We start from the raw sequence: 25,736 nt of genomic DNA, 5'->3' as shown, positions 1-25,736 counted from the left end.
TATGTCCTCCTATTGGAAACTTCATAAATTTCCAATCCTCATGGTGCTTATCAGCATCAGTTTTTATGGGAGTTTTGCTTATGATTTAGAAAGAACAGATTTTATAAAACTAATAACCCTATCGCTAGGGTTATTTTTTTTGTGTTATAAAATCATACAATTTGAAAAGTGGAATTTTAAATTTATTCTAGTAGCTGGTATCCTTTTTCGTTTGGTGTTTTTTATGATCTTACCAAATCTCTCGCAAGATTTTTATCGTTTTATATGGGATGGGGAGTTAGTGGCCCATGGCTTCAACCCCTATATTTTTACCCCTAATGAATTAATAACTCAAGGTAATCTTGTTATTGCGAATGCACAGGAATTACATTTAGGAATGGGAGAGCTAAGCGCTAAACATTTTTCCAATTACCCTCCTCTTAATCAATTCCTTTTTGCTGTTGCTAGTATGTTGGGTGGGAAGTCCATACTAGGCAGCATCATTGCAATGCGTGTAATCATAATATCGGCAGATCTGGGTATTCTTTACTTTGGAATAAAGCTACTCAAACATTTAAACAAATCTTCTTATTTGATTTTTTGGTATTTTTTAAATCCGTTAGTCATTATAGAACTTACGGGAAATCTTCATTTTGAAGGGGTTATGCTGTTTTTCTTTTTGGTTTCCATCTATTTTATTGCAAAGAAAAAATGGCAATGGGGCAGCATATTTTATGCATTTGCTATTCTGACAAAGCTTGTTCCCCTTCTCTTTCTACCCCTATTTTTAAAATACTTTGGCCTTAAAAGAAGTATGATATTTTATTCTCTTATTGGAGCCGTCATTATTTCTTTTATCCTCCCATTTTTTACTATAGATTTCATAGCCCATTATTCTGCGACTTTAGGGCTTTGGTTCTCAAATTTCGAATTCAATGCCAGCAACTATAATATCATTAAATCTATTGGCAAACAATTGGATGTTCCGGCTTATGAAATGATCAAAATATTTGGAAAAATCATCCCATTTATAATTGTAATATTGGTCCTTATTTTTTCCTTTTTACGAAACAATAAAAACATATCTTCCCTGATTACTTCCATGTTATGGGTCCTAAGTTGTTATTATTTTTTAGCCACAACTGTTCACCCGTGGTACATCATCTTCTTAGTCATTTTGGCCATTTATACAGAATTTAGGTTTCCATTAGTTTGGTCACTTACTGTCTTGCTAAGCTACTGGGCCTACACTAATGCCCAATTTCAAGAGAACCTTTTAATTCTCAGCATTGAATATATCCTAGTATATGGCTTTCTAATCTATGAATTGATTAACCTAAATAACAAAAACTTGTTATTTTGTAAAAATTAAACATGTTTTGCCCCTATTTCATTTTAATTGATACTTTTGTCTTAGAATGAATACATCAACACACATACTTTTTTATAATCGGGTTTCTTTTCCCGCTTATTCATTTACGCCTACACGTCGTCGCCCGTAAGGGTGCACTCCTTTTATGGAAATAGGTGAGTCCATTTCCAACTCTCGAAAAAAATCATTATTTTATTCAATACTAAAGCAACATTCAATGAAGATTGTTATTGCTAACGAATCATATTTTAAATACTCTCAAATTATCTGTGATACCATAGAGGAGTCTGCCAAGGTACGTGGTACTGGTATAGCAAAACGTACTACGGAGTATATTGAGAAAAGACTAAAAAACGGCAATGCCATTTTAGCCTTAGATGGAGACAAATTTGCCGGTTTCTGTTATATTGAGGTATGGGGTCATGAAAAATTTGTCGCCAATTCAGGATTAATCGTACATCCAGACTATAGAGGGCAAGGCCTTGCCAAACAAATCAAAAAAGCTGTTTTCGAACTATCTAGAAAAAAGTTTCCTGACGCTAAAATATTTGGAATTACCACTGGGTTGGCCGTCATGAAAATGAATTACGAACTTGGCTATAAACCTGTTACCTTTTCCGAGCTAACCGATGATCCTGAGTTTTGGAAAGGTTGCCAGACCTGTAAGAATTTTGATATTCTTACTAGGACCGAAACAAAAATGTGCTTGTGTACGGGTATGTTATATGATCCTCATGCAAAGAAAAAAGTGGAGGAACATAAATTGAATACTAAAGCATTTACAAGATTAAAAAGTATAAAGGAGAACTTGTTCCTTAAAAAGAAAGAAAAATGAAAAAATTAGTATTAGCCTATAGTGGTGGTCTAGACACATCGTATTGTGCTAAATATCTGTCTAAGGACCAAGGCTTTGAAGTACATGCCGTAAGTGTAAATACTGGTGGGTTCTCAAAAGAAGAAATTAAGAACATTAAAAAGAAGGCACTACAATTGGGGGCTTCATCCTATACCTCAATTGATGCCGTTCAAACATTTTATGACAAGGTAGTGAAGTACTTGATCTTTGGTAATGTCCTAAAAAACAACACCTATCCCTTATCGGTAAGTGCTGAGCGTATTGTGCAGGCTATAGAAATAGTGAACCACGCTAAAAAAATAGACGCTTCCTACATTGCCCATGGGAGTACAGGAGCTGGTAATGATCAAGTTAGGTTCGATATGATATTTCAGATCTTGGCCCCAGAAATCGAGATCATCACCCCTATTAGGGACAACAAACTTTCCAGGGAAGCCGAAATAGCATACCTTAAAGAAAGTGGGATGGACTACCCCTGGGAAAAGGCCAAATATTCGATCAATAGAGGTCTTTGGGGTACATCCGTTGGTGGAGAGGAGACATTAACATCACATACCGCCCTTCCCGATACTGCCTATCCAAACCAGTTGCAAGAAACTAACCCAATGGATGTAAAACTCACCTTTAAAAAGGGCGAACTTGTAGCTTTAAACGACAAGATAAACACTCCTGTGAACAATATCATAGAATTAGATGCCCTTGCCTCTAAATTTGCTATTGGAAGGGACATACACGTTGGAGATACAATAATTGGCATAAAAGGAAGGGTTGGTTTTGAGGCCCCTGCATCTCTTATCATTATTAAAGCCCATCATTTGTTGGAAAAGCACACATTGAGCAAATGGCAACAATTCCAAAAAGAACAGCAAGGAAATTTCTATGGCATGCTCCTGCACGAAGGAAATTATCTAGATGAGGTTATGCGGAATATTGAGGTTTTTCTAACGGATACCCAGAAAAATGTTTCTGGAGATGTGTTTTTAAGTCTTCACCCTTATCGTTTTTCGCTAAATGGTATAACTTCTAAGCATGACCTCATGATTACCTCTTTTGGGAGCTATGGGGAAATGAACAAGGGTTGGACAGCAGATGATGCAAAAGGGTTCATCAAGATATTATCTAACGCAGGAAAAATATATAACCACGTCAACAATACTAATGATTAAAGCAGGAATAATAGGTGGGTCTGGATATACGGGAGGGGAACTAATAAGAATCCTCCTAAATCACCCCAAGGCAGTTATTGATTTCATATATAGTACTACTAGAGCAGGTAAAAATGTATCTTCTGCCCATCCCGATCTCTTGGGAGTAACTGGAATTAGGTTTACAGGAGAGGTAAATTTAAATGTGGATATAGTCTTTCTGTGCTTGGGACATGGTAATTCAACTGCTTTCCTAAACGAACACCAATTTTCGGCAAGCACGAAAATCATCGACTTGAGTAATGATTTTAGGCTAACAGCCGATTCAATTTTTAATGGCGACAATTTTGTCTATGGCCTTCCAGAATTGAATAAGGAAGCCATTAAAAAGGCAAAATATATTGCCAATCCAGGTTGCTTTGCTACGGCCATACAATTAGCCCTATTGCCCATGGCCAAAGCGGGTGCCCTTGAAAATTCGGTACACATCAATGCTGTCACAGGCAGTACAGGAGCAGGCGTTGGCCTTTCCTCAACTTCACATTTTAGTTGGAGAACCAACAACATATCTTGGTACAAGCCTTTTACACATCAACATCTGGGAGAAATAAACGAAAGTTTACATTCCCTTCAATCCAATGCAGGTGACCTGTTCTTTTTGCCAAGTCGTGGCAACTTCACTCGCGGCATATTTGCTACAGCCTATACCAATTATGGAGGGAGTATAGAAGCTGCCAAAAGCCTGTATCAGGATTTTTATGCCGATGCTAAATTTACCCAAATTTCTGATGAGGAAATATGCCTGAAACAAGTAGCGAACACGAATCATTGCCATATCCATCTGCATAAACACAACGGAGTGTTGTTGGTTACCTCTGCCATCGATAATTTATTAAAAGGTGCATCAGGGCAGGCTGTACAGAATATGAATTTAATGTTCGGGTTCGAAGAGACGGAAGGCCTTCAGTTAAAGGCAGGGATATTTTAACGTATTGAATGTTAACTTTTATGAGCAAAAACAAATAAACCAATCAAAAATGAAAATAGCTATAATTGGGACGGGGAACTTGGGTTTATCCATAGCCAAAGGATTATTGAATACAAATGACGGAATTTCCTCTATTTATCTTACCAAAAGGGATATAAATCAGATAAAAACCCTAGAATCCTACGGCAATGTAATAGTAACCAAGGATAACAAGGAAGCACTTAAAAATTCGGATATTTTAATTTTTTCTGTACAACCAGTACATTTTGAAGGCATCTTGGAACAGCTAAAAGACCAATTAGCAGAGAACCATATTATTATTTCCACCATTACGGGTTATAGTATGGCACGTATAGAAAAAGTCATAGGTAAAAATCACAATATTATTCGAAGCATGCCCAATACGGCTATTTCTGTAGGCCAGTCTATGACTTGTATCTGTGCCAATGAAAAGGGACAAGAAAAAATTGAACTAGCTAAAACCATTTTTAATAAAATGGGGCATTCTATGATTATACCAGAAAGTCAAATGCAGGCAGCCACAGTCATTTGTGCAAGTGGTATAGCGTTTTGGATGCGTCTTATTAGGGCAACCACCCAAGGTGCAATACAACTTGGTTTTGATGCTAAAGAAGCACAAGAATTGGCCATGCATACCTGTAATGGGGCCGCCCAATTGTTAATTGCCTCTGGTAATCATCCTGAAGAAGAAATTGACAAGGTGACCACCCCAAGGGGATGTACCATCCAAGGATTGAATGAGATGGAACACCAAGGCTTGAGCTCTTCTTTAATTCAAGGTATCGTGGCCTCCTATGAAAAGATCAATCAAATTAAAAAAGAATAACAATGAACCTATTTGATGTTTATCCCCTATATAACGTTACCCCAGTTTCGGCTAAAGGAATTGTCGTAACAGATGATAAAGGTCAGAAATATCTCGATTTTTATGGAGGACATGCGGTCATATCCATTGGTCACTCCCATCCGCACTATGTTAGGCGCATCAAGGAACAATTGGACCTAATTGGATTCTACAGCAATGCCATACAAAATCCTTTGCAGTGTGAATTGGCCGAAAAACTAGGAAAACTATCCCATTGCGAAGATTATAATCTTTTCCTGTGTAATTCTGGGGCGGAAGCTAATGAGAATGCCTTAAAATTAGCCTCTTTTCAAACTAAAAAATCAAGGGTGTTGGCATTTCACAACAGTTTCCACGGAAGGACCTCAGCCGCAGTTGCAGTAACGGACGACTTAAAAATAAATGCCCCCATCAACCAACAACAAAAGGTCTCGTTTTTACCATTTGATGATATAAAAGCGTTTTCCAAAGAAATTGAAAAAGGGGACGTGTGCGCAGTAATTATAGAAGCTATACAAGGCGTAGGGGGTTTAGACCAACCTTCTACCGAATTTTACCAAGAAATTGCCAGTCTTTGCAAAGAGTACCACGCACTACTCATTGCAGATGAAGTACAAGCCGGATATGGAAGAAGTGGCAAGTTCTTCGCTTTTCAGCATCACGACATTCAACCAGATATTATAACGATTGCAAAAGGGATGGGCAATGGTTTTCCTATAGGTGGCGTATTGATACATGAAAGCATTAAAGCTTCTTACGGATTATTGGGTACTACCTTTGGCGGCAATCATTTGGCTTGCGCCGCGGGATTGGCCGTATTGGAAGTCATTGAGCAGGAGTTCCTCATTGAGAATGCCAACAAACTATTCGAATATTTTAAGTCTAAAGCATCAAAAATACCAGAAGTCAAGAGGGTGAAGGGAAGGGGACTGATGATAGGCCTAGAGTTCAATTTTGATGTATCCGAATTGCGTAAAAAATTGATCTACAACCAATATTTATTTACGGGAGGAGCAAAAGACAAACATGTTTTGAGAATTCTCCCAGCTTTGAACATCACTAAAAAACATATAGATCTATTTTTTGAAGCCCTTCAAACGGAGTTAAAAACATAGAATTCCTTGATTGCCTTTTAACCAAAGTTTGTTGGGAGGCATAGTTACAGAAGCATGAAAAGAAAACGCATCTTACTTAAAATTGGCACCAATACCCTGACCAAGGAAACCGATCAGATTTCCAGAGGAAAAATTGAGGATATTGGCCGCCAGATAGCTTCATTAAAAGAACAATACGAATTTATTATTGTTAGTTCTGGAGCCATTGCCGCTGCAAGACAGTTCGTAAAATTAGAGCACAATGGAGCCGAAATCAATATAAAGCAGGCATTAGCAGCCATTGGTCAGCCACATTTGATGCGTATTTTTCAAGAAAATTTCAGGGAATTGGGATTGTTCACCTCACAATGCCTGCTGTCCTATTCAGATTTTGAAAAGGAGGCTTCCAAAATAAATATATGCAATACCATTAACGTCCTTGTAATCAATAACTTCATTCCCATCATCAATGAAAATGATACAGTGTCTACGGATGAAATCCAGTTTGGCGATAACGATAAATTAGCTGCTCTTACTGCTACCCTATTAAAAGCGGACCTACTTATAATAGCCACGAATACAGATGGTATTTACACCAAAGAATCTATAGAAAACAATAAACCTATAACGATTAGGACGGTAAACAACCTTGGAGAGCTAGAACGAGAAATAAGTAGCTTGAAGTCTTCCCTAGGAACAGGTGCAATGCAGTCGAAGATTGAAGCTGCAACAATTGCTAAAGAAGCAAATATTGAAACTTGGATCGTAAATGGTCTAAAGGATAATTTCATAATCGATTCCCTAAACAACAAGAGCAGTTTTACCAAAATAAAATAAAAGACATGTTACATTACCTATCCCTTAAAGATATTGACTCATTACCCAATTGGGTGCAAGAAGCGAGATCCTTAAAACCAAATCCTAAACTATATAAAGACCTAGGAAAAGATAAGACCTTAGGATTACTTTTTTTTAACAACAGCCTTAGGACACGTTTGAGCACTCAAAAGGCAGCTATGAACTTGGGAATGGATGTTATTGTTATGAATTTTGGAAGTGAAGGTTGGGCCTTAGAATATGGGGATGGCACTATTATGGATCAAGGGTCCTCTGAACATGTCAAAGAAGCTGCGCTAGTGATTTCCCAATATTGTGATATCATAGGCATAAGGGCCTTTGCCTCCCTCACCAATAAAGAGGAAGACGAATCGGAGATAGTGTTGGAATCATTTAAAAAATATGCCACGGTTCCCATTTTAAATATGGAAAGTTCCGTGGGACATCCATTGCAGGCCTTAGCCGATGCAATAACCTTAGCAGAAAACAATACCAAGTCTAAACCCAAAATAGTCCTTTCTTGGGCACCTCATCCAAGAGCCTTGCCCCATGCAGTGGCCAATTCTTTTGTAGAAATGATGCAGAGGCAAGAGGCAGATTTTGTAATCACCCATCCCAAAGGCTATGAGTTAAGTGAAAAAATCACGGGAGGTTGTACTATTGAATATGATCAAAAAAAGGCCCTAGAAGATGCAGACTTTGTGTACGTAAAAAACTGGAGTAGTTACAGGGATTACGGGAAGGTTACCAACAAGGATACCAATTGGACGATCGATTTAAAAAAGTTGGGACAGGCGAAATTTATGCATTGTCTGCCAGTTCGCAGAAACGTAATCGTGGCAGATGAGGTATTGGACAGTGCACAATCATTAGTCATTGAACAGGCAAATAACAGAACCTATGCAGCACAAATAGTACTAAAAAAAATATTGGAAAGCCTATCTTAATTCGTATTCATGAAAGAAAAATTATCCATAATTAAAATAGGGGGAAACGTCATACAAGAAGAAAATCAGCTATCCAAGTTTCTCCGCTCTTTTTCAAAAATGGAGGGTCTTAAAATCTTGGTACATGGTGGCGGCAAACTAGCCACACAATTGGCAGAAAAACTTGGAATACAGTCTCAATTGGTAGGTGGTAGAAGAATCACAGACCAAGAAAGCTTAAAAGTAATCACCATGGTATATGGCGGCCTTACTAATAAAAATATTGTGGCCCAATTACAGGCCAACAATTGCAATGCAATTGGACTAAGTGGTGCCGACGGCAATACCATCCAAGCCCATAAACGCCCTATTAAAAATATAGATTACGGTTATGCCGGTGATGTAGACGGTATAAATGCCAACACTATAAATGCGCTTCTTACCTCTGGACTAGTCCCTGTGTTCTGTGCCATCACCCATGACGGGAAAGGGCAATTATTGAATACCAATGCAGACACTATCGCTTCGGAAATCGCTATTGGCATGAGTATGCTTTATGAAACTACCTTGTATTACTGCTTTGAAAAAAAAGGCGTCTTGATGGATATTTCGGAAGAAGACTCCGTTGTCAAATATATTAATAGTCAATCTTACCAAGAACTTCTTACCCAAAAAATAATAGCTGACGGAATGCTTCCGAAATTGGAAAATTGCTTTCATGCCTTACACAAAAGTGTAGACAAGGTGTGCATAGGGGATATTTCCATGTTACAACCTACAGCCACCTTATATACAACTATTACTTTATGACCATAGACCAAAAACAACTCACATCAAAAGCACTAGCATTGTTGCAGCAATTGATATCAATACCATCTTTTTCTTCAGAAGAGGATAAAACTGCTGATGCCATTGAAGCTTGGTTCACAGCTTACAATATTCCCTTTAAGAGGGAGAAGAACAATGTGTACGCATTTAATAAATACTATGACGATAAAAAGCCTACCCTTTTACTAAACTCCCATCATGATACGGTAAAACCAAATTCGGCCTATTCCAAGGATCCCTTTCATCCACATATAGAGGATGGAAAATTATATGGCTTGGGAAGTAATGATGCAGGAGGTTGTTTGGTGTCATTAATCGCAACTTTCACACATTTCTACGAGACAAAAGACCTAAACCACAACATTATTATAGTTGCATCTGCAGAAGAAGAGAGTTCAGGCACAAATGGTCTTAATAGCATGCTTCTTATTTTGCCCCATATTGAAGTTGCCATTGTAGGGGAACCTACTTTGATGAACCTGGCAATTGCTGAAAAAGGACTGGTAGTTTTTGATGCCGAAGTAAAGGGAACCCCTTCACACGCTGCACATCCGAACAGCGATAATTCTATATACAATACCATAGAAGTACTTCAGTGGTTTCAAAACTATTCCTTTGAAAAGGTGTCCGAAGCCCTGGGAGAGGTAAAACTGACTGTTACCCAAATTAATGCGGGCAGCCAACATAATGTAGTTCCCGCAAAGGTAGATCTAGTAGTGGATGTAAGGGTCAATGACCGCTATAGCAATAAAGAGATTGCCGACATATTGACCAAGGAAGCTCCTTGCCTAATGAGGCCTCGGTCCCTAAGACTAAATTCATCCTCCATTGACAAAAATCACCCCTTGGTGCAATCGGGGATTAATTTAGGAAGAAGCACTTACGGCTCACCTACCCTGTCCGACCAAGCGGCATTAAGCTGTCAGTCTTTAAAATTGGGGCCTGGTGATAGTACAAGATCCCATTCTGCGGATGAATTTATCTATGTGGATGAGATTGAGGAAGGTATAGATTTGTATATTAAGATTTTAGAGGGATTCCTACTCTAATGATGCAGTAAAATAATAACAGCTGGTTGGAGATCAATCAAGAGCTAGAAAATTAAAGCATATGAAACTCTGGGACAAAGGATTTAGTACAGATAAAAAAATTGATCATTTCACGGTAGGAAATGATAGAGAACTGGATTTGGTTTTGGCTAAATACGATGTTATTGCATCTAAAGCACATGCCAAAATGCTTGGTAGAATTGGATTGTTGACGAGTGAGGAAACCCAAGCCTTATGTGCCGAATTAGATCAAATTTCCAAATCCATCGAGGAAGGAAAATTTATTATTGAGGACTCCTTTGAGGATATGCATTCCAAAATAGAATATGTGCTTACCGAAAAGCTAGGGGATACGGGCAAAAAGATCCATACCGCTAGATCTAGAAACGATCAGGTCTTAGTGGCCATGCAGCTCTATTTAAAAAATGAGCTTTCCGAAATAAAGGAAATGACCCAATCGTTGTTCCACCTTCTTTTAGAATTGGCAGACCATCATAAAGAGGTTTTACTTCCGGGATATACTCATTTACAGATAGCCATGCCTTCTTCGTTCGGACTATGGTTTTCGGCCTATGCAGAGAGTCTTGTGGACGACCTATATTTTATAGAAGCAGCATATAAGGTAGCTGACCAAAATCCCTTGGGAAGCGCAGCTGGATATGGCAGCTCCTTTCCCATAGACAGAAGTTTTACCACCATGGAAATGGGATTTGGAACCATGAAATACAATGTTGTTGCTGCACAAATGGGCAGGGGAAAAGTGGAAAAGGCCACCGCATTTGGAATAAGCAGTATTGCCGCAACCCTTTCTAAAATGGCTATGGACATCTGCTTATACATGAGTCAGAACTTTAATTTTATTTCCTTTCCCGATGAGCTTACTACGGGTTCTAGCATTATGCCCCATAAAAAGAATCCAGATGTTTTTGAATTGGTCAGGGGAAGATGCAATAAGCTGCAGGCCGTCCCTAATCAGCTCATATTAATCACCAACAATTTACCCAGTGGGTACCATAGGGATCTTCAATTGGTGAAGGAGGTCATTGTCCCGGCCATACAAGATTTAAAAGCGTGTTTGGAAATACTCACTTTCAGTTTAAAGGAAGTAAAGGTCAACAAGAGTATCTTAGAAGATCCCAAATACGATTACCTATTTAGCGTGGATACCTTGAACGAATTGGTATTGGGTGGAATGCCATTTAGGGATGCCTACAAGAAGATGGGAATGGAAATAAATGAAGGGAATTTTACTCCAAAAAGGGACATTAAACATATCCATGAAGGCAGCTTGGGAAATCTCTGTCTGGAAGAGATCCGTAAAAAAATGAAATAGCATTCAAGGAATAACAATAAAAAAGGGGCATAAACAATGTTTAAGCCCCTCTATATTTCTTAAGATCTATTGGCTATTTAATCATACCCAAATTAATCACTTCTTGTTCTGTAAGATATCTCCAATGACCTCTAGGTAAATCTTTTTTGGTTAGTCCGGCATATACCACACGATCCAATTTTTCAACTTCATAACCCAAGTGCTCAAATATTCTTTGAACAGCCTTATTACGCGTACTGTGTATCTCAATACCCACTTCACGCTTAGGAGAATTCTCTATATAACTTATTTCAGCTACCCTAATCACGCTCTCCTCAATGGTAACTCCCTCTTCTATAGCCTTTAAGTCTTCGAACTTTAAGTTTTTATCAAGAACAACATGGTAAATTTTCCTCAACCCATTCTGTGGGCGGGCCAAACGTTTGGCCATTTCACCATCATTAGTGAAAAGAATAAGTCCGGTATCGTCCTTATCTAAACGACCAATCGGGGATATTTTTGATTTGGAAGCATTCAATACCAATTGCATAGCCGAACGTCTCCCTCTTGAATCTGTAGCAATGGTCACGAAGTCTTTGGGCTTGTTCAAAAGAACGTATTCCTTTTTCTCCGGACTTAACAACCTACCATCAAACTTTACTACATCAGTAAGCTTTACCTTATAACCCATTTCAGTAACAGGCTTCCCATTTACAGAAACATTCCCTGAGGCGATATAAATATCGGCATCCCTTCTGGAACAAACCCCTGAATTGGCCACGTATTTGTTTAAACGTATTACATTGGGATCAGAAGGTTTCTTATCCCCTTCAGATTTTCTTTTTATGGGTGCATTTCCCCTCGCAAAGCTCTTTTTCTTAAAGCCTTCACCTCTTCCTGAAGTTTTCCCATCTCTATTGTCATCTGACCTTCCCATATGTACTATCTACAAAATATTTGCACAAAGGTACAAAGGAATTTCAGGATTATAGCAATTACCTTTTATATAGTTGATTAACCTCACAGGGGTTGATTAATCCTTGAATTCCACGGTAGATTGGCGTTCTCTGTTCACATATAGCTTTGTGACATCGGGCCTTGAATAATGCCCTACGGGATCAAAATTTTGACGTTCCCCATAAACCCTATTAAAATCTAAGGTTTGATAGATTAAGCCTTCTTTATTTACTACTGGTTCCAAGATCCATTCTCCATCGGGACCAGCAATACAAGAACCTCCATCCGCAAGAACCTCAGGTGCTTTTTCCAATATTTCATTTAAATAAGGGGTATCCTTGGGAAAATCCTCCTTTTTCATCAAAGAACTAACAGAAATTACAAAACTCCTGGATTCCCTGGCTATAAACCTAGTAATGTCCTTGGTATTGCATTCATTGCCGGGCCAAACAGCTATATGCAAATTTTCTCCTTGACCGTAAAGTGCTGCTCTTGGTAAGGGCATCCAATTTTCCCAGCAATTTAGTCCACCTACGGTAAACTGTTTTAAGGGGTGTACTTGAAGACCGTTCCCATCTCCAGGTGCCCAGGTCAACCTTTCATCATAAGTAGGTTGTAGTTTTCTATGGACAGACTTAATCTCGCCCAATGCATTTATGTAGACCAAAGAGCAGTAGATACTATGGCCTCCCCTATCCTTGGCACGTTCCATGATCCCCAGATAAATGGCAATTTTATGTTCCCTTGCTAAAAGGCAAATAGAATCCAATTCTCCCGCTTCTATTTGTACCGCATTTCTAACATAGTGGGCATGAATTTCCTTGTTCACCTTTAAATCCCATGCAGCCCCATTGGTCAGAGCCAACCAAAATGGATAACCAGGCAAAAGGGCCTCTCCAAACACAACTAGCTCGGCCTTATTGGTGGAAGCCTCCAAGATGGTTTTTTCAATTTTAACGAGTGTAGCTTTTTTGTTCAACCAAACTGGACTAATCTGAGCTAGCGCTACTTTTAGTAAGTTTTCCATTATATTATTCTATTTAACACCAATTGTACATTAATTAATAATATACTAAAAACACCTACAATGATAATCAGCTTTAAAATATTATGCAGCCACACATAATGTTTCTTACTATTTGATTTCCAAAGTAAGACAAGAAAAATAAGGAGTAGGACAATTGCCAAGATAAAATAGATGTACATATATCCAACGTCATAGGTGGTGATTAGCAAAATGGAAGGAACTAAAGTCAGTGCTATCAAAATGCTAATTCCTATCTTAGAAAAACTCTCCCCGTATAAAATAGGGATGGTTCTATAATTTTGCGCCAAATCTCCGGCCATATTTTCCATATCCTTGATCATTTCCCTAGCCAAAATCAATAAAAACAGAAAGATAGCATGAACAAATATTTGAGCTTCAAAATTTTTATAATGAACAAAGACGATAAAAAAGGGTGTAATGGCCAGAATAGCAGATACTATATTACCCACAAAAGGTAATTTTTTCAATTTATGGGAGTATAGCCAAATACCAAAAATATATGCCGAAAAAAAGACAACCGCCTTAAATGAGACATAACTAGATAAAAAGACTGAGATAAAATTGAGAACAAAATAGGTGGTTAACTTAGTGCGCTGGCTTACCAAGCGATCTAACATAGTTTTTCTTGGTTTGTTTATCAAATCCTTTTCAGCATCATAAAAGTTATTGATGATATAGCCTCCAGCAATGACCAAGGCCGAAGCTGCAACTAAAACAAACAGATTTACATCCAAAACCACCCTCCTTAAAGGAAGATCTGGTGCCAATATGTATATGGAAGCTAGGTATTGGGCCAATACAATCATTAGAATGTTGTATCCCCTAACCACGGAAACAAGACTCAAGAACTTTAATAAAAGGAGCTTGTTTTTTCTACTAAGCATGGCTCAAACCTTTAGAAGTTATAGACCACTTCTAAATTATAGCCATGTAGTGCTTTTTTTGCTTTATTGATGTCTTGGGTAAAACCTAAAATATAACCTCCTCCACCTGAGCCGCAAAGCTTTAGATAGTAATCGTTAGTTTCTATCCCGTTCTTCCAAAGTTTGTGAAATTCTGCTGGAATCATGGGCTTAAAATTGTCTAAAACCACATTGGAAAGTTCTTTTAAATTTCCAAAAAGCGATTTTATATTCCCACTGATAAAATCCTCCACACAGGCGTCTGTGTGTTTTATGAATTGGTCTTTCAACATATTCCTAAATCCATCCTGCTTCATTTGTTCCATGAATATTTGTACCATAGGGGCAGTTTCCCCAATGATACCGCTATCCAGCAAGAATACGGCTCCAGTTCCTTCCAAGTTCTGTGAAGGAATGCTGGCAGATTCTATATTGTCCTTTGAATTAATTAAAATGGGGAGACTTAAATAGCTATTTAAGGGGTCTAATCCTGAAGATTTTCCGTGAAAAAAGGATTCCATTGAACCAAATATAGCCTTCAAGGAAAGTAATTTTTCTCGAGTAAGATTCTCTAAAACTGTAATTTTTTCGACTGCATATTTATCATAAATGGCAGCCACTAGGGCACCGCTACTACCAACACCGTAACCTTGTGGTATGGAACTGTCAAAATACATACCATTAGCAACGTCCTTTTTCAAGGACCCAAGATCAAATGTCACCAATTCAGGATTTTCAAACTGCATTTTTTCCAAATAAACTGCGAACGCCCTTAGGCTTTCGTTCGACTTCACTGCCGTTTCAGAAAGATTCTTGCTGGTTTTTAAGGCTCCTTTGAAGAAGTTATAGGGAATAGAAAGACCTTTTGAATCTTTTATAATCCCATATTCCCCAAAAAGTAAAATTTTAGAGTAAAATAATGGTCCTTTCATAGCCTTTTTAAAATTGAATTCTAAAAGCGATATACAAATAACGCCTTATTTAGTCAATAATGATATTAAATTACATTTTTTTGGCACCATATCCAATTGCATCACAAATATACTGCCCGTTTTCGCAATATGCAACCAACTCATTCTTAATAAATTGATAAACTATTTCCTTTTCTGCTTCGGGGTACAATACGTGTACATTTGCTCCTGCATCTAAGGTAAAACAGACGTGGGTTTTGGAAAGTTCACGAAAGGCCCATATCTTATTAATGATTTCCAGGGTATTGGGCTTCATTAATATAAAATAGGGCAAACTGGTCATCATCATGGCGTGTAAGGTCAAGGCCTCACTTTCCACAATTTCAATAAATTCATTTAAGTTTCCGTTAGCAAAAACCAATTGCAATTTGGTGAGATTGTTATGGGCTTGCAGGAAACGTTGTTCCGCAAAGGGATGTCCATGCATCAGCTCATGTCCAACCGTGCTACTCACCTGTTTTTGTCCTTTATCTACTAGTAAGATGGTGTCTTGATAGTTAGTAAACACCTTATGTATTGTATAAGGGTATTTGATGGCATATTCATTAGAACTCCCATCTGTTTCACCGTGTAGACCCCATTCCATAAGATTTCCTTCTATACTTCTACAGGCACTACCAGAACCCAAACGAGCTAAAAAGGAGGCTTTTCTATTAAAGTATTCCGCACTCATTTCTGGATACAATTCCTTTTCAAGACTCATTAAACACAAGGAGAGGGCACTCATTCCACTCGCTGAAGAGGCAATTCCACTACTATGTGGAAAAGAATTGGAAGTTTCTATTGTAAAATGATAGGATTTTAAAAAAGGCAGGTACTTTTCTATCCTCTTAAAAAAAGTCATGATTTTTGGCCTGAATGAATCTTTTGGCTTCCCTTCAAAAAGTAGATCAAATGAGAATTCGTTCCCTTCTTCCTCCAACTTCCTATAAGCAATCGTTGTGGTTGTAGCGCAGGTATCTAAAGTAAAACTGATAGAAGGATTGGCAGGAATCTGGTTTTCTTTCTTCCCCCAATATTTCACAAGGGCTATATTACTAGGTGATTTCCAAGTGATCTTCCCATTCGCTACTTCATTTGAATATGCGAAAGGGACAAAGTCTGATGCGGTCATTTGGTAAATAATTTTTGCAAAGATAGTTTTTAAGAGGTTTTACGATGGTCCCGATTAAAATAAATTACTACTTTAGGGTCTTATACCCATATTTTGAAAAAAAGAATCTACTACATAACAATTTCCGTTGCAGTTTGTTTGCTGATTGGATTTCTATCCAGTTTTGCTACACAATCCTCTATAAATGATTGGTATGTAACCCTTAACAAGCCAAGTTTTAACCCTCCCAATTGGATCTTTGCCCCTGTATGGACATTACTTTACATAATGATGGGCATAGCAGCCGGATTGGTTTGGGCTAGGGGTTTCTATCATGTTTGGGTAAAAACAGCCTTATATCATTTTGGATTCCAACTATTGCTCAATGCCCTTTGGAGCATCGTATTCTTTGGATTTCAAAACCCCTTAATGGCCTTATTGGTCATTGTGACCTTATTGATTATGATTGTGTTAACTATCAACTGGTTTAAAGTGGTATACAGACCAGCTGCCTATTTGATGATTCCCTATTTATTATGGGTAGGTTTTGCGATGGTATTAAATTACAAGATTTGGGAATTAAATTAAGTGTTCCTAATGTGAACAGTAAGAATTAAGATTCTCCAAGATTTATAACATCCTCAATTCTCTGCTATTGCTTTAGCTGCAATATAAGCGCCCGTCCAAGCATTTTGAAAATTAAAACCTCCCGTAATAGCATCCACATTCATCACTTCCCCTGCAAAATAGAGCCCAGGTACCATTTTACTCTCGTAGGTTTTAAAATTTATTTCCTTTAAATCTATCCCCCCTGCAGTAACAAACTCTTCTTTAAAGGTACTTTTACCATCTACTATAAACTCAGAACGAGTTAATTGTCCAGTCAGTTCTTGAAGGTCATTCTTAGAAATATCAGCCCATTTAGTGCTGTCGGATATCCCTGCTGCCTTTACTAGATTTACCCACAATCGTTTTGGGATATCAAAGGCATTGGTTCGCAGGATGGTCTTTTTTGCTTCTACCTCCTTTATGTCCAGTAATTGTTGATATACCCCACCTTCGTGATAGGTTGGCAACCAATTTACCCTAATTCTAAATTTGTATTTGTAATCACTTAATACCCTTGCACCCCATGCCGACAATTTTAATATTGCCGGACCACTCATCCCCCAATGGGTTATCAATAATGGTCCTTCTGACTCAAGGCTTAGTTCCTGTGTAATCTTACTTTTAAGGGGTATGTTTACCTTTGAATCTAAGGGAATTTGGGGCAAAACCACAACAGCCGCATGTGTACTTACCCCAGGAATTTCTGAAATACGGTCGTCTTTGATATTAAAAGTAAAAAGGGAAGGAACAGGGGAAACAATGGAATGCCCCAAATCTTGCAACATTTTCCAAATTTTTGGATTACTGCCCGTAGCTACTAATATTTTTTTTGCGTGATACTCTTTTTTTATGGATTGTATAGTAAAAACATTTTCTGTCTTGGTTATCCCGGTGACCGAACTATTTTTTAGAATGGTAATATCCAATCGGTCCACTTCACCCATAAAGCAATCAATAATAGTCTGTGAAGAATTTGAAACCGGAAACATACGACCATCCTCCTCAATTTTAAGAGACACGCCCCTAGCCTCAAAAAATGCAATCGTATCGCCTGTACAAAAGGTGTGAAAAGGCCCTAATAATTCCTTGTCTCCTCGGGGATAGTGATTAATCAATTCCCCAGGATCAAACTCGGCGTGGGTAACATTACATCTACCTCCCCCAGATACTTTTACCTTGGTGAGCACTTCCTTTCCACGCTCTAAAAGCACAATTTTTAACTCTGGGTTTTTCTCTGCGATATGGATAGCCGCAAAAAACCCTGCAGCCCCACCGCCAATGATCAGCACATCGTACATTAACGTATCCGTTCTGGAAAATTAGTAAAAATACCATTTACCCCTAAATCCTTCATTTTCTCAATATCTTTAGGTTCATTTACAGTATAGGTGTAGATTTTAAAACCTCCGTCCTTAATTTCCTCTACATTTTCTGAATTGAGCATTTTATAATCTGGATTAATGGCAATAGCTCCCAGCTCTTTGGCCATAGGGATGGCCTCAATTGGGTTTCCATCAGAGAGTATCGCTATGGCAATATTTTTGTTTATTTTGCGCATATCCCTCAGTTCATCCCAATTAAAACTGGAAATTAAAAAATCTTCTATTTTCCAGCCTTTTTCTTTAATATAATATTCTACAATAAAATTAACACGGTCTGCGGTTCCAGCACCTTTCAATTCAATATTCAAGGAAACCTTATGATCTATTAATCTGAGCACATCCTGCAACATAGGTATTTTGTGATTGCCTTCTAAAATTACCTTCTTCAGGTCAAAAATATTATAGTCCTCAATTCTTCCCCCAGCATTTGAGAGGCGCTCCAAAGTTTCATCATGAAATACAACAATCTCCCCACTTTTGACCTTAAAGACATCAATCTCAATCATATCCACTCCAAGATCCAATGCTTTTTGGACTGACGCCAAGGTATTTTCCGTTTCATGGCCCATGGCCCCCCTATGTCCTATTACCATTATTTCGTTCATTTTTTTACAATTAGATAATGTAAGCAAGAAGACTAAACTTAAAAAGAAGCAGTACTTTTTCATTTTTGGTTTGTTTAAATGAGAGTTCAAAAATACAATTTGAAATGGAATTTACACTATTGGAAATTTATAGATATAAACGATAAAAAATGATTATAAATAAATGGAATCACTATGTAAAGTGTTAAATTATTCATTATATCATAATATTTAACTAACCATACCCTTTTAAATTAATAAAGTATGTTTTCAAAATCAAACGTATTAGCCACCGTTGTAGGCTTCCTAATCATGTTTCTTTTGGGTTATGCCTTATGAGGCATAGCTACAGCTGATTTTTTTGAAGCCCACGCCACAAAAAACATAATGAAAGACCCACCCAATATATTGTTTATCGCCTTGGTAAATTTGATAGGAACATTAGCAATAAGCACCATCTACGGCAAATGGGCTGCAGGGGTATATAGTGCCTCCAATGGTTTTGCCTTTGGCGTTTGGATAGGAATATTTGTCGGTTTGGGAATGGGCTTGCTTTGGTATGGCACCTCCGAACTAATGGATATGAAAGTTCACTTGGTAGAAGCTATCATTGATATCGTATTTAATGGAATTATAGGCGCAGTTATTGGATAAGTATATCAAAAAACAGCAGCTTAAAAGCAAAAATAAGAACTGGGTAATTATTGGTTACACCAGTTCTTGTTTTTATTTATTTGGATACAAGGCATATTCCCTAGGATAAATAAACCCCAAAATCTTATTAATTCTCCAATTTAAATATGAAAGACTGCAAAGGCTTTAAATCAACACGCATCTTAGCATTCCCTTTTTGCACCTTAAGGATAGCTATGCCTTCACCATAAAGCTGATCTGTCAGCAAATAATCCCCGTCTTTTAATTGCCATTTATTGATAAGATCGTGCGGTAGACCAAGGCTAAAACCATATGTGCCATTGGCATCAAAATTGGTGACGATGATCAGTTTTTCCGTATCTGACCATCTGGCAAAGGAAAAAACGCGATGATTATACCATTCTGTATGTTCCCTATTGAAAGAATGTATCTCTTGGTAGTTACCCATTAAAGCACTGCTTTGGATGGTAAAATTCAAAAGTCTTTTGTAAAAATCCCTTAATTCCTTTTCTTGTGGTTTTAAAGCGGCACCATCAAACTTTTTATTATTGACCCATCGTTGCAAATGGGGCACCCCGATATAGTCGAAAATAGAGGTACGACCAACGCTTCCAAATCCAGGATTTTCTAACCCAGGCTCTCCAACCTCTTGTCCAAAATAGATCATCGTAGGGGAGGTACTAATTGTTGCGGATACAACCATTGCTGGCTTACCATTTTCAGCACTGCCTGCAAATTCAGGACTTGGTAGACGGAGTTCATCATGATTTTCCAAAAAGTGCAACATATGATGCTCTATATCCAACATACTCTGTTGTACCGTATTGATCTGATCTGTCCAACCATGCCCTTGAATTATTGGAACCAAAGAATCATACAACCCCACCTTATCATATAAAAAGTCCATTTTACCCTTATGGATATAATCCCTGTACAAGTGTGGTCGGTAAACCTCTGCCATCAAGAAGGCCTCGGGATTCTTCATTTTAATGGATGAATTCATAAAGCTCCAGAACTCTACGGGGACTATTTCAGCCATATCATATCGGAAACCATCTACCCCGAAATCGATCCAATACAAGGCGATATCTCTAAATTTTTCCCAACTATTGGGCACATCCTTATTATTCCAAAACTTGAAATGGACCTTGTAATCTTTTGTATCATACCCTTCAGGTAGGCTATCAAACTCGTACACTCCATCTGGGGTAATACCATAATTAATTTTTACCGTCTCATACCAATCATTGAATCCGGGCTGGGAAGTGCGCGCTCCATTCCCGGTCCATTTTGCAGGGAATTCATCAAATTTATCATCGATAAATTTTGATTTTTCTCCTCCTAAAGGCAAGTAACCATGCTCCCAATGGGGCACTATAAATGGTTTTCCTGGATTATAATAGAAATCATTGTCTCGCTTATAGGTTACCGAAGTATCGTCCTCTGCACCAAAATCTACGATCCCTTCCGGATTGGTTTTTCCTTCATATTGTCTGGCAACATGGTTGGGAACAATATCGATGATCACTTTCAATCCATTTATATGGGTTCGCTCCACTAGTTCCTTAAACTCTTCCAACCTCTTGGCGGGATCTGTTGCCAAATCAGGATTCACATTGTAATAATCCTTTACCGCATAGGGAGAACCAGCTCTGCCTTTCACCACATCAGGATCATCATTGGAAATTCCATAAGCAGTATAATCATTGATTACGGCATGATGTGGAATCCCTGTATACCAAATATGGGTGACACCAAGATCCTTTATTTCTTTAAGGGCTACATCGGTAAAGTCGGCAAATTTCCCCACCCCGTTTTCCTTTAAAGTTCCCCAAGGTTTGTTAGTGGTATTTGTATTTCCAAACAAACGGGTAAACACTTGATAAACCACCTCTTTATGTTCTTCTTTCGCCTTTTTCATTTCTAATTTTTCTTTTTTCTCTTGTCCATAACCCAATATTAAAAGGCATACACTTATTGTACTAAAGATAATAAATGTCAATTTCTTCATAGGATGATAGGTCAGATTTTACAAAAGGTAACAAATTCTACTTTTAAAGTTGAAATTCCAACATGTTAGATCTTATTTCTCTAATTCAAGGATCATACTTTTCTTGGGCCTAATAGTCAATTTATGGCCTAATTTTATAACCGCATCGGTCAATACATCTTTCCCTTGTTGAAAACCCTTCAAGTTTTCGGTAAACCTATCCAATGAAAGCTCTTTTGATGTCTTATTATTGTTCAAGATTACCATTACCGCTTTCCCTTCCATAAACCTAAAATAAACATATAACTCATCTTCAGGCAGGTAATGAGTGGTTTGTCCTTGATGAATCACATTGGCACTTTTGCGCCAATTGAAAAGTTTTTTTGAAAAATTAAAATATCTGTTTTGCGTCTCGTTTCTTCCTTCAGCAGTAAAAGCAGTAGAGGAATCACTTTGCCAACCTCCAGGAAAATCCCTGCGGATATCCCCATCGCCTCTATACTTATCACCCTTCATTCCTATCTCGCTACCGTAATAAATTTGGGGAATACCCCTCACGGTTGCAATTAGGGTCATGGCCAATTGGTAATCCTCAAAATTAGGATACAGCTCATTGATCCTAGGAGTATCATGATTTTCTGCAAATACCAGAATATTATTGATGTTGGGATAAAGGAAGTCGTTTACGAAATTCTCATAAACCTGAATAATCCCGGTGTTCCATGTAGGTTTTTCAACCCTAAAGACTTCCATAATGGCATCATGCAGAGTAAAATCCATTACCGTAGGCAAGTTGGAGTTATACCCCTGAATAGCACCCACCTGGCTATCTTTTTGCCAATAGGCCATCTGTGCCTGATCATGCATCCAGACTTCCCCAGCGATGTTGAAATTTGGATATTCATCGGTTATGGCCTTGGTCCACTTAGCAATCGCTTCCTTATCGTTAAAGGAATAGGTGTCTACCCTAAACCCATCCAAATTAGCATATTCAATCCACCAAATGGCATTTTGTGTGAGATAGTTCAATACCAAGGGGTTCTTTTGATTAAGATCGGGCATGGACTTTACAAACCATCCATCCATACAATATCTGTAATCGTATTGGGACGTATTGGGGTCCATTTGCGTGGTTGTTCTATAGTTCGTTTGACCATAGCCAGGAAATTGATGGATCCAATCATAGGTAGGTAGATCTTTCATCATCCAATGGGTAAGACCCCAATGATTGGTTACGTAATCAAAAACCAGTTTCATCTCCCTCTTATGAAGTTCCGATGCCAAGCGCTTATAGTCTTCATTGGTCCCAAACCTTGGGTCGATCTTATATACATCGCTCTGGGCGTAGGTATGGTAAGAATATTTTTCGTCATTATCCACACACAAAGGTGTACTCCAAATGGCAGTTACCCCCAACTCCTCTATATAGTTCAGATGATCAATAATACCCTGAATATCGCCCCCGTGACGGCCTCCATCTAATTTCCTGTTGACGTTTTCAATGACATCGGGATGTGAATCTATGGCCGGATTCCCATTGGCGAAACGATCTGGCATCAAGAGATAGATCAAATCAGAAGAATCATAACTCTTCCTATGTGCTGAATTAGACTTCCGTTCCTTGAGTTCAAAGGGAATCGTCTGTACCAGATCATCCCCGTCCTTAAGCCGGATCTCAAATATTCCCGCTTTTACACTAGCTATATTTAGCGTAATAAATAAGTAATTTAAATTCTCCGTACGGTGTACATCGGCAACATCCAAACCCTTCACATCAGGATCATACTTTGCAATCTCCTTTCCATATAGCATGACCTGCACTGCAGGGTTTTTCATGCCGCTCCACCAAAATGGCGGTTCTACCCTATCTACTTGTCCCATAACTGAAACACATGACAAGACAGAACATATCAAAAAGAAAACTTTTTTCATGCATCTTGGATTATTTAAAACGCTGGATTATCCTTCCTTGTTTATTCTATTCAGAGGAAGCAGATATCGTTTCTCCGGCCTTAAGCACCAATCTTTTTCCATTGACCCGTATGGACATTTCGTCCGTTCCCTCCAAATCAAAACTGCCTCCCTCTTCAGTTACCCTTACCTTTAATATCCTATTTCTAAAGTTTACCTTGAACGAATATGCCTTCCATTGTTTTGGGATTCTAGGAGTAAAGGACAATTTATCGTCTACCACACGCATTCCCCCAAAGCCTTCTACAATACTCATCCAAGTACCCGCCATGGACGTAATGTGCAACCCTTCTTCTACTTCCTTGTTATAGTCGTCCAGATCTAAACGAGAGGTTCGAAGATAAAAAGTATATGCCTGTTCCATCCTATTCAGCTTTGCTGCCTGTATGCTATGCACACATGGTGACAAGGAAGACTCATGAACGGTAAAAGGTTCGTAGAAATCAAAATGCTTTTCTAGTTGCTCCTGAGAAAAATGATCTTCGAACAAATAGAAGCCTTGTAGTGTGTCTGCTTGTTTGATATATGGAGATCTCAAAATACGGTCCCAGCTCCATTTTTGGTTGATGGGACGTTGGGTTCTATCCAAATTAGCAACGGTGATCAACTCTTTATCCAGGAATCCGTCTTGCTGCAAATAGATATCCAACTCTTCAGAAAATGGGAAATACATATTATCTGCCACTGCCTTCCAAGAATCCATTTCAGTATCCGTTAATTTGGTCATCCCTATGATTCTCTTGTGATCATCTGAATATCCATCCTTCACTTTTCCAATCTGTTCCAAAGTATAGTTGATACACCATTTTGCAAGATAATTGGTATACCAGTTGTTATTTACGTTGTTCTCATATTCGTTGGGTCCAGTAACCCCCAAAATGACGAATTTGTCTTTTTGTTTTGAAAATGTAGCTCTTTGCTGCCAAAAACGAGAAATCCCAATGAGTACTTCCAGACCCATTTCCGGGATATAAGAGTAATCTCCCGTAAATCTGAGATAATTATATATAGCAAATGCAATAGCCCCATTGCGATGGATTTCCTCAAAAGTAATTTCCCACTCGTTATGACATTCTTCCCCATTCATAGTCACCATTGGGTACAATGCCGCTCCATTAGAGAAACCAAGCTTTTTGGCATTTTCTATAGCCTTTTCCAAATGATTATACCTGTATTTTAACAAACTCCTGGCAACTCGTTGATCTTTGGTCGCCATATAAAATGGGATGCAATATGCTTCGGTATCCCAATAGGTACTTCCCCCGTATTTTTCTCCCGTAAATCCTTTTGGTCCTATATTTAATCTTGAATCCTTTCCTAAGTAGGTCTGGTTCAATTGAAATATATTGAATCGAATACCTTGTTGGGCCTTAATATCCCCCTCAATGGTAATGTCGCTCATTTCCCAAATCTTTCCCCAAGCTTGCTTTTGTTTATCCATGAGAGTTTCATAGCCCAAGTTAGTCACCTTTTTCAAAACTAATTTTGCAGCATTGACAAGGTCAGAAGCTTCATGATTCCTCGAAACCGTATACCCTCCAAATTTATGTAAGGTAGCCGAATCTCCATTTTTCAAGGAAATTTTATACGTAAAACGCACTTCATGTTCTTCGGTTTTGGCATCGCTGTTTATAGCTACTGCTTTCCCATTATGGAACAGTTTAGACTCCATAAAAGTACAGGTCGCAAAATTGGTCTTCATAGTATGTGCCTCTATAAAGCCTTGCTGCCCTTGAGAAGAAACTTTAGTAGTATTCCAGAATTTGTCATCCCAGTTGGTGTCTTCATTGGTAATCCCACTATCAAGATACGGACTAAAGGTTAGGTCCATATCCCCGCCGAGGGCTTTAACGTCGTACTTAATGGCTCCTACCTCATCAATATCCAAACTCAAAAAGCGGGTTACATTAACCTCAATTTCCTGATCGTTTGGTAAAGTAGCCACAAAAGAACGCTTATACCAGCCTTCTTGCATGTTTAGCTCCCTCTTATAGTTGGCAACCTTCTTACATGTGTTCAAATCGAAGGCAACACCATTGACCATTACATCTATCCCAATCCAATTTGGAGCGTTTATTACCTTGGCAAAATATTCGGGATATCCATTTTTCCACCATCCTACACGCGTTTTATCTGGATAATAAACCCCAGCAATATAGCTACCTTGGAAAGTATGTCCCGTATATTGCTCCTCAAAATTGGCTCGTTGACCCATGGCTCCATTTCCAATACTGAACAAACTTTCGGAAGATTTTACTTTCTCCTTATCGAATCCTTCTTCTATGATCGACCAAACATTTGGTATTATATAATCTTGGTTCATA

The 25,736-nt window shown here is 38.3% G+C and carries 23 protein-coding genes; 13 read left to right on the top strand and 10 right to left on the bottom strand.

Annotated features, from left to right (window positions below):
- Position 1 precedes the first annotated feature (1 nt).
- From mptB to argH, 11 genes are all read left to right on the top strand, one after another.
- The gene (gene mptB, locus ABXZ36_RS11835; protein WP_354615880.1) at positions 2-1,351 is read left to right on the top strand and encodes a polyprenol phosphomannose-dependent alpha 1,6 mannosyltransferase MptB; all 1,350 of its coding nucleotides are present in this window, start codon (positions 2-4) and stop codon (positions 1,349-1,351) included.
- A 217-nt stretch (positions 1,352-1,568) separates the two neighbouring features.
- Entirely contained in the window at positions 1,569-2,186 is a 618-nt protein-coding gene (locus ABXZ36_RS11830; protein WP_354615879.1) for a GNAT family N-acetyltransferase, read from the top strand.
- The gene (locus tag ABXZ36_RS11825; protein WP_354615878.1) at positions 2,183-3,373 is read left to right on the top strand and encodes an argininosuccinate synthase; all 1,191 of its coding nucleotides are present in this window, start codon (positions 2,183-2,185) and stop codon (positions 3,371-3,373) included. Before ABXZ36_RS11830 ends, ABXZ36_RS11825 begins: the two co-directional genes overlap by 4 nt.
- Positions 3,366-4,340 carry an N-acetyl-gamma-glutamyl-phosphate reductase gene (argC, locus tag ABXZ36_RS11820; RefSeq protein ID WP_354615877.1) on the top strand — a complete coding sequence of 325 codons (975 nt, stop codon included), beginning with the start codon at positions 3,366-3,368 and terminating at the stop codon, positions 4,338-4,340. Before ABXZ36_RS11825 ends, argC begins: the two co-directional genes overlap by 8 nt.
- Before the next feature lie 49 nt (positions 4,341-4,389).
- Positions 4,390-5,187: a pyrroline-5-carboxylate reductase gene (gene proC / locus ABXZ36_RS11815; protein ID WP_354615876.1), complete on the top strand. Its 798-nt coding sequence runs from the start codon at positions 4,390-4,392 to the stop codon at positions 5,185-5,187.
- Between the two features lie 2 nt (positions 5,188-5,189).
- The gene (locus ABXZ36_RS11810) at positions 5,190-6,320 is read left to right on the top strand and encodes an aspartate aminotransferase family protein (protein ID WP_354615875.1); all 1,131 of its coding nucleotides are present in this window, start codon (positions 5,190-5,192) and stop codon (positions 6,318-6,320) included.
- A gap of 54 nt (positions 6,321-6,374) precedes the next feature.
- Positions 6,375-7,136, top strand: coding sequence for a glutamate 5-kinase (proB, locus tag ABXZ36_RS11805; RefSeq protein WP_354615874.1), 762 nt, complete (start codon positions 6,375-6,377; stop codon positions 7,134-7,136).
- 5 nt (positions 7,137-7,141) lie between these two features.
- Positions 7,142-8,083, top strand: coding sequence for a Rossmann-fold NAD(P)-binding domain-containing protein (locus ABXZ36_RS11800; RefSeq protein ID WP_354615873.1), 942 nt, complete (start codon positions 7,142-7,144; stop codon positions 8,081-8,083).
- Between the two features lie 9 nt (positions 8,084-8,092).
- Positions 8,093-8,872: an acetylglutamate kinase gene (gene argB / locus ABXZ36_RS11795; protein WP_354615872.1), complete on the top strand. Its 780-nt coding sequence runs from the start codon at positions 8,093-8,095 to the stop codon at positions 8,870-8,872.
- On the top strand, positions 8,869-9,939 hold the full coding sequence (locus tag ABXZ36_RS11790; RefSeq protein ID WP_354615871.1) for a M20 family metallo-hydrolase: 1,071 nt from the start codon (positions 8,869-8,871) through the stop codon (positions 9,937-9,939). The genes argB and ABXZ36_RS11790 overlap by 4 nt, the downstream gene beginning before the upstream one ends.
- Positions 9,940-10,000: 61 nt before the next feature.
- Positions 10,001-11,272 carry an argininosuccinate lyase gene (gene argH, locus ABXZ36_RS11785; RefSeq protein WP_354615870.1) on the top strand — a complete coding sequence of 424 codons (1,272 nt, stop codon included), beginning with the start codon at positions 10,001-10,003 and terminating at the stop codon, positions 11,270-11,272.
- Between the two features lie 73 nt (positions 11,273-11,345).
- On the opposite strand, the gene ABXZ36_RS11780 is transcribed toward argH, so the two are convergent.
- The 5 genes from ABXZ36_RS11780 to ABXZ36_RS11760 form a co-directional block, all read right to left on the bottom strand.
- Positions 11,346-12,188: a pseudouridine synthase gene (locus tag ABXZ36_RS11780; protein ID WP_354615869.1), complete on the bottom strand. Its 843-nt coding sequence runs from the start codon at positions 12,186-12,188 to the stop codon at positions 11,346-11,348.
- A gap of 96 nt (positions 12,189-12,284) precedes the next feature.
- Positions 12,285-13,235, bottom strand: a complete 951-nt coding sequence (locus tag ABXZ36_RS11775; protein WP_354615868.1) for a carbon-nitrogen hydrolase family protein — start codon at positions 13,233-13,235, stop codon at positions 12,285-12,287.
- The gene (locus ABXZ36_RS11770) at positions 13,235-14,140 is read right to left on the bottom strand and encodes a geranylgeranylglycerol-phosphate geranylgeranyltransferase (RefSeq protein WP_354615867.1); all 906 of its coding nucleotides are present in this window, start codon (positions 14,138-14,140) and stop codon (positions 13,235-13,237) included. The genes ABXZ36_RS11775 and ABXZ36_RS11770 overlap by 1 nt, the downstream gene beginning before the upstream one ends.
- Positions 14,141-14,151: 11 nt before the next feature.
- On the bottom strand, positions 14,152-15,090 hold the full coding sequence (locus tag ABXZ36_RS11765) for a mevalonate kinase family protein (RefSeq protein ID WP_354615866.1): 939 nt from the start codon (positions 15,088-15,090) through the stop codon (positions 14,152-14,154).
- Positions 15,091-15,160: 70 nt separating this feature from the next.
- A complete protein-coding gene (locus ABXZ36_RS11760) occupies positions 15,161-16,243 on the bottom strand; it encodes a diphosphomevalonate decarboxylase (protein ID WP_354615865.1) in 1,083 nt (360 codons plus the stop codon).
- A gap of 93 nt (positions 16,244-16,336) precedes the next feature.
- Here ABXZ36_RS11760 and ABXZ36_RS11755 point away from each other — a divergent pair, with 93 nt between their 5' ends.
- A complete protein-coding gene (locus tag ABXZ36_RS11755; RefSeq protein ID WP_354615864.1) occupies positions 16,337-16,810 on the top strand; it encodes a TspO/MBR family protein in 474 nt (157 codons plus the stop codon).
- Positions 16,811-16,863: 53 nt separating this feature from the next.
- Here ABXZ36_RS11755 and ABXZ36_RS11750 read toward each other — a convergent pair whose 3' ends face one another.
- Positions 16,864-18,129 (bottom strand): BaiN/RdsA family NAD(P)/FAD-dependent oxidoreductase, encoded by a 1,266-nt coding sequence (locus ABXZ36_RS11750; protein ID WP_354615863.1) that lies wholly within the window; start codon positions 18,127-18,129, stop codon positions 16,864-16,866.
- Positions 18,129-18,881, bottom strand: coding sequence for a glycerophosphodiester phosphodiesterase (locus tag ABXZ36_RS11745; protein WP_354615862.1), 753 nt, complete (start codon positions 18,879-18,881; stop codon positions 18,129-18,131). Before ABXZ36_RS11745 ends, ABXZ36_RS11750 begins: the two co-directional genes overlap by 1 nt.
- Before the next feature lie 303 nt (positions 18,882-19,184).
- On the opposite strand from ABXZ36_RS11745, the gene ABXZ36_RS11740 reads away from it, so the two are divergent.
- On the top strand, positions 19,185-19,451 hold the full coding sequence (locus ABXZ36_RS11740; RefSeq protein WP_354615860.1) for a hypothetical protein: 267 nt from the start codon (positions 19,185-19,187) through the stop codon (positions 19,449-19,451).
- Positions 19,452-19,578: 127 nt separating this feature from the next.
- On the opposite strand, the gene ABXZ36_RS11735 is transcribed toward ABXZ36_RS11740, so the two are convergent.
- From ABXZ36_RS11735 to ABXZ36_RS11725, 3 genes are all read right to left on the bottom strand, one after another.
- Positions 19,579-21,462: an alpha-amylase family protein gene (locus ABXZ36_RS11735; protein WP_354615858.1), complete on the bottom strand. Its 1,884-nt coding sequence runs from the start codon at positions 21,460-21,462 to the stop codon at positions 19,579-19,581.
- A gap of 72 nt (positions 21,463-21,534) precedes the next feature.
- On the bottom strand, positions 21,535-23,373 hold the full coding sequence (locus ABXZ36_RS11730) for a glycoside hydrolase family 13 protein (protein WP_354615856.1): 1,839 nt from the start codon (positions 23,371-23,373) through the stop codon (positions 21,535-21,537).
- 46 nt (positions 23,374-23,419) lie between these two features.
- On the bottom strand, positions 23,420-25,735 hold the full coding sequence (locus ABXZ36_RS11725; RefSeq protein ID WP_354615854.1) for a glycoside hydrolase family 65 protein: 2,316 nt from the start codon (positions 25,733-25,735) through the stop codon (positions 23,420-23,422).
- Position 25,736 lies beyond the last annotated feature (1 nt).

The organism is Sediminicola arcticus, assembly GCF_040566695.1.
GTDB classification, from domain to species: domain Bacteria; phylum Bacteroidota; class Bacteroidia; order Flavobacteriales; family Flavobacteriaceae; genus Sediminicola; species Sediminicola arcticus.
This window is presented reverse-complemented; position numbering and strand designations above follow the sequence as displayed.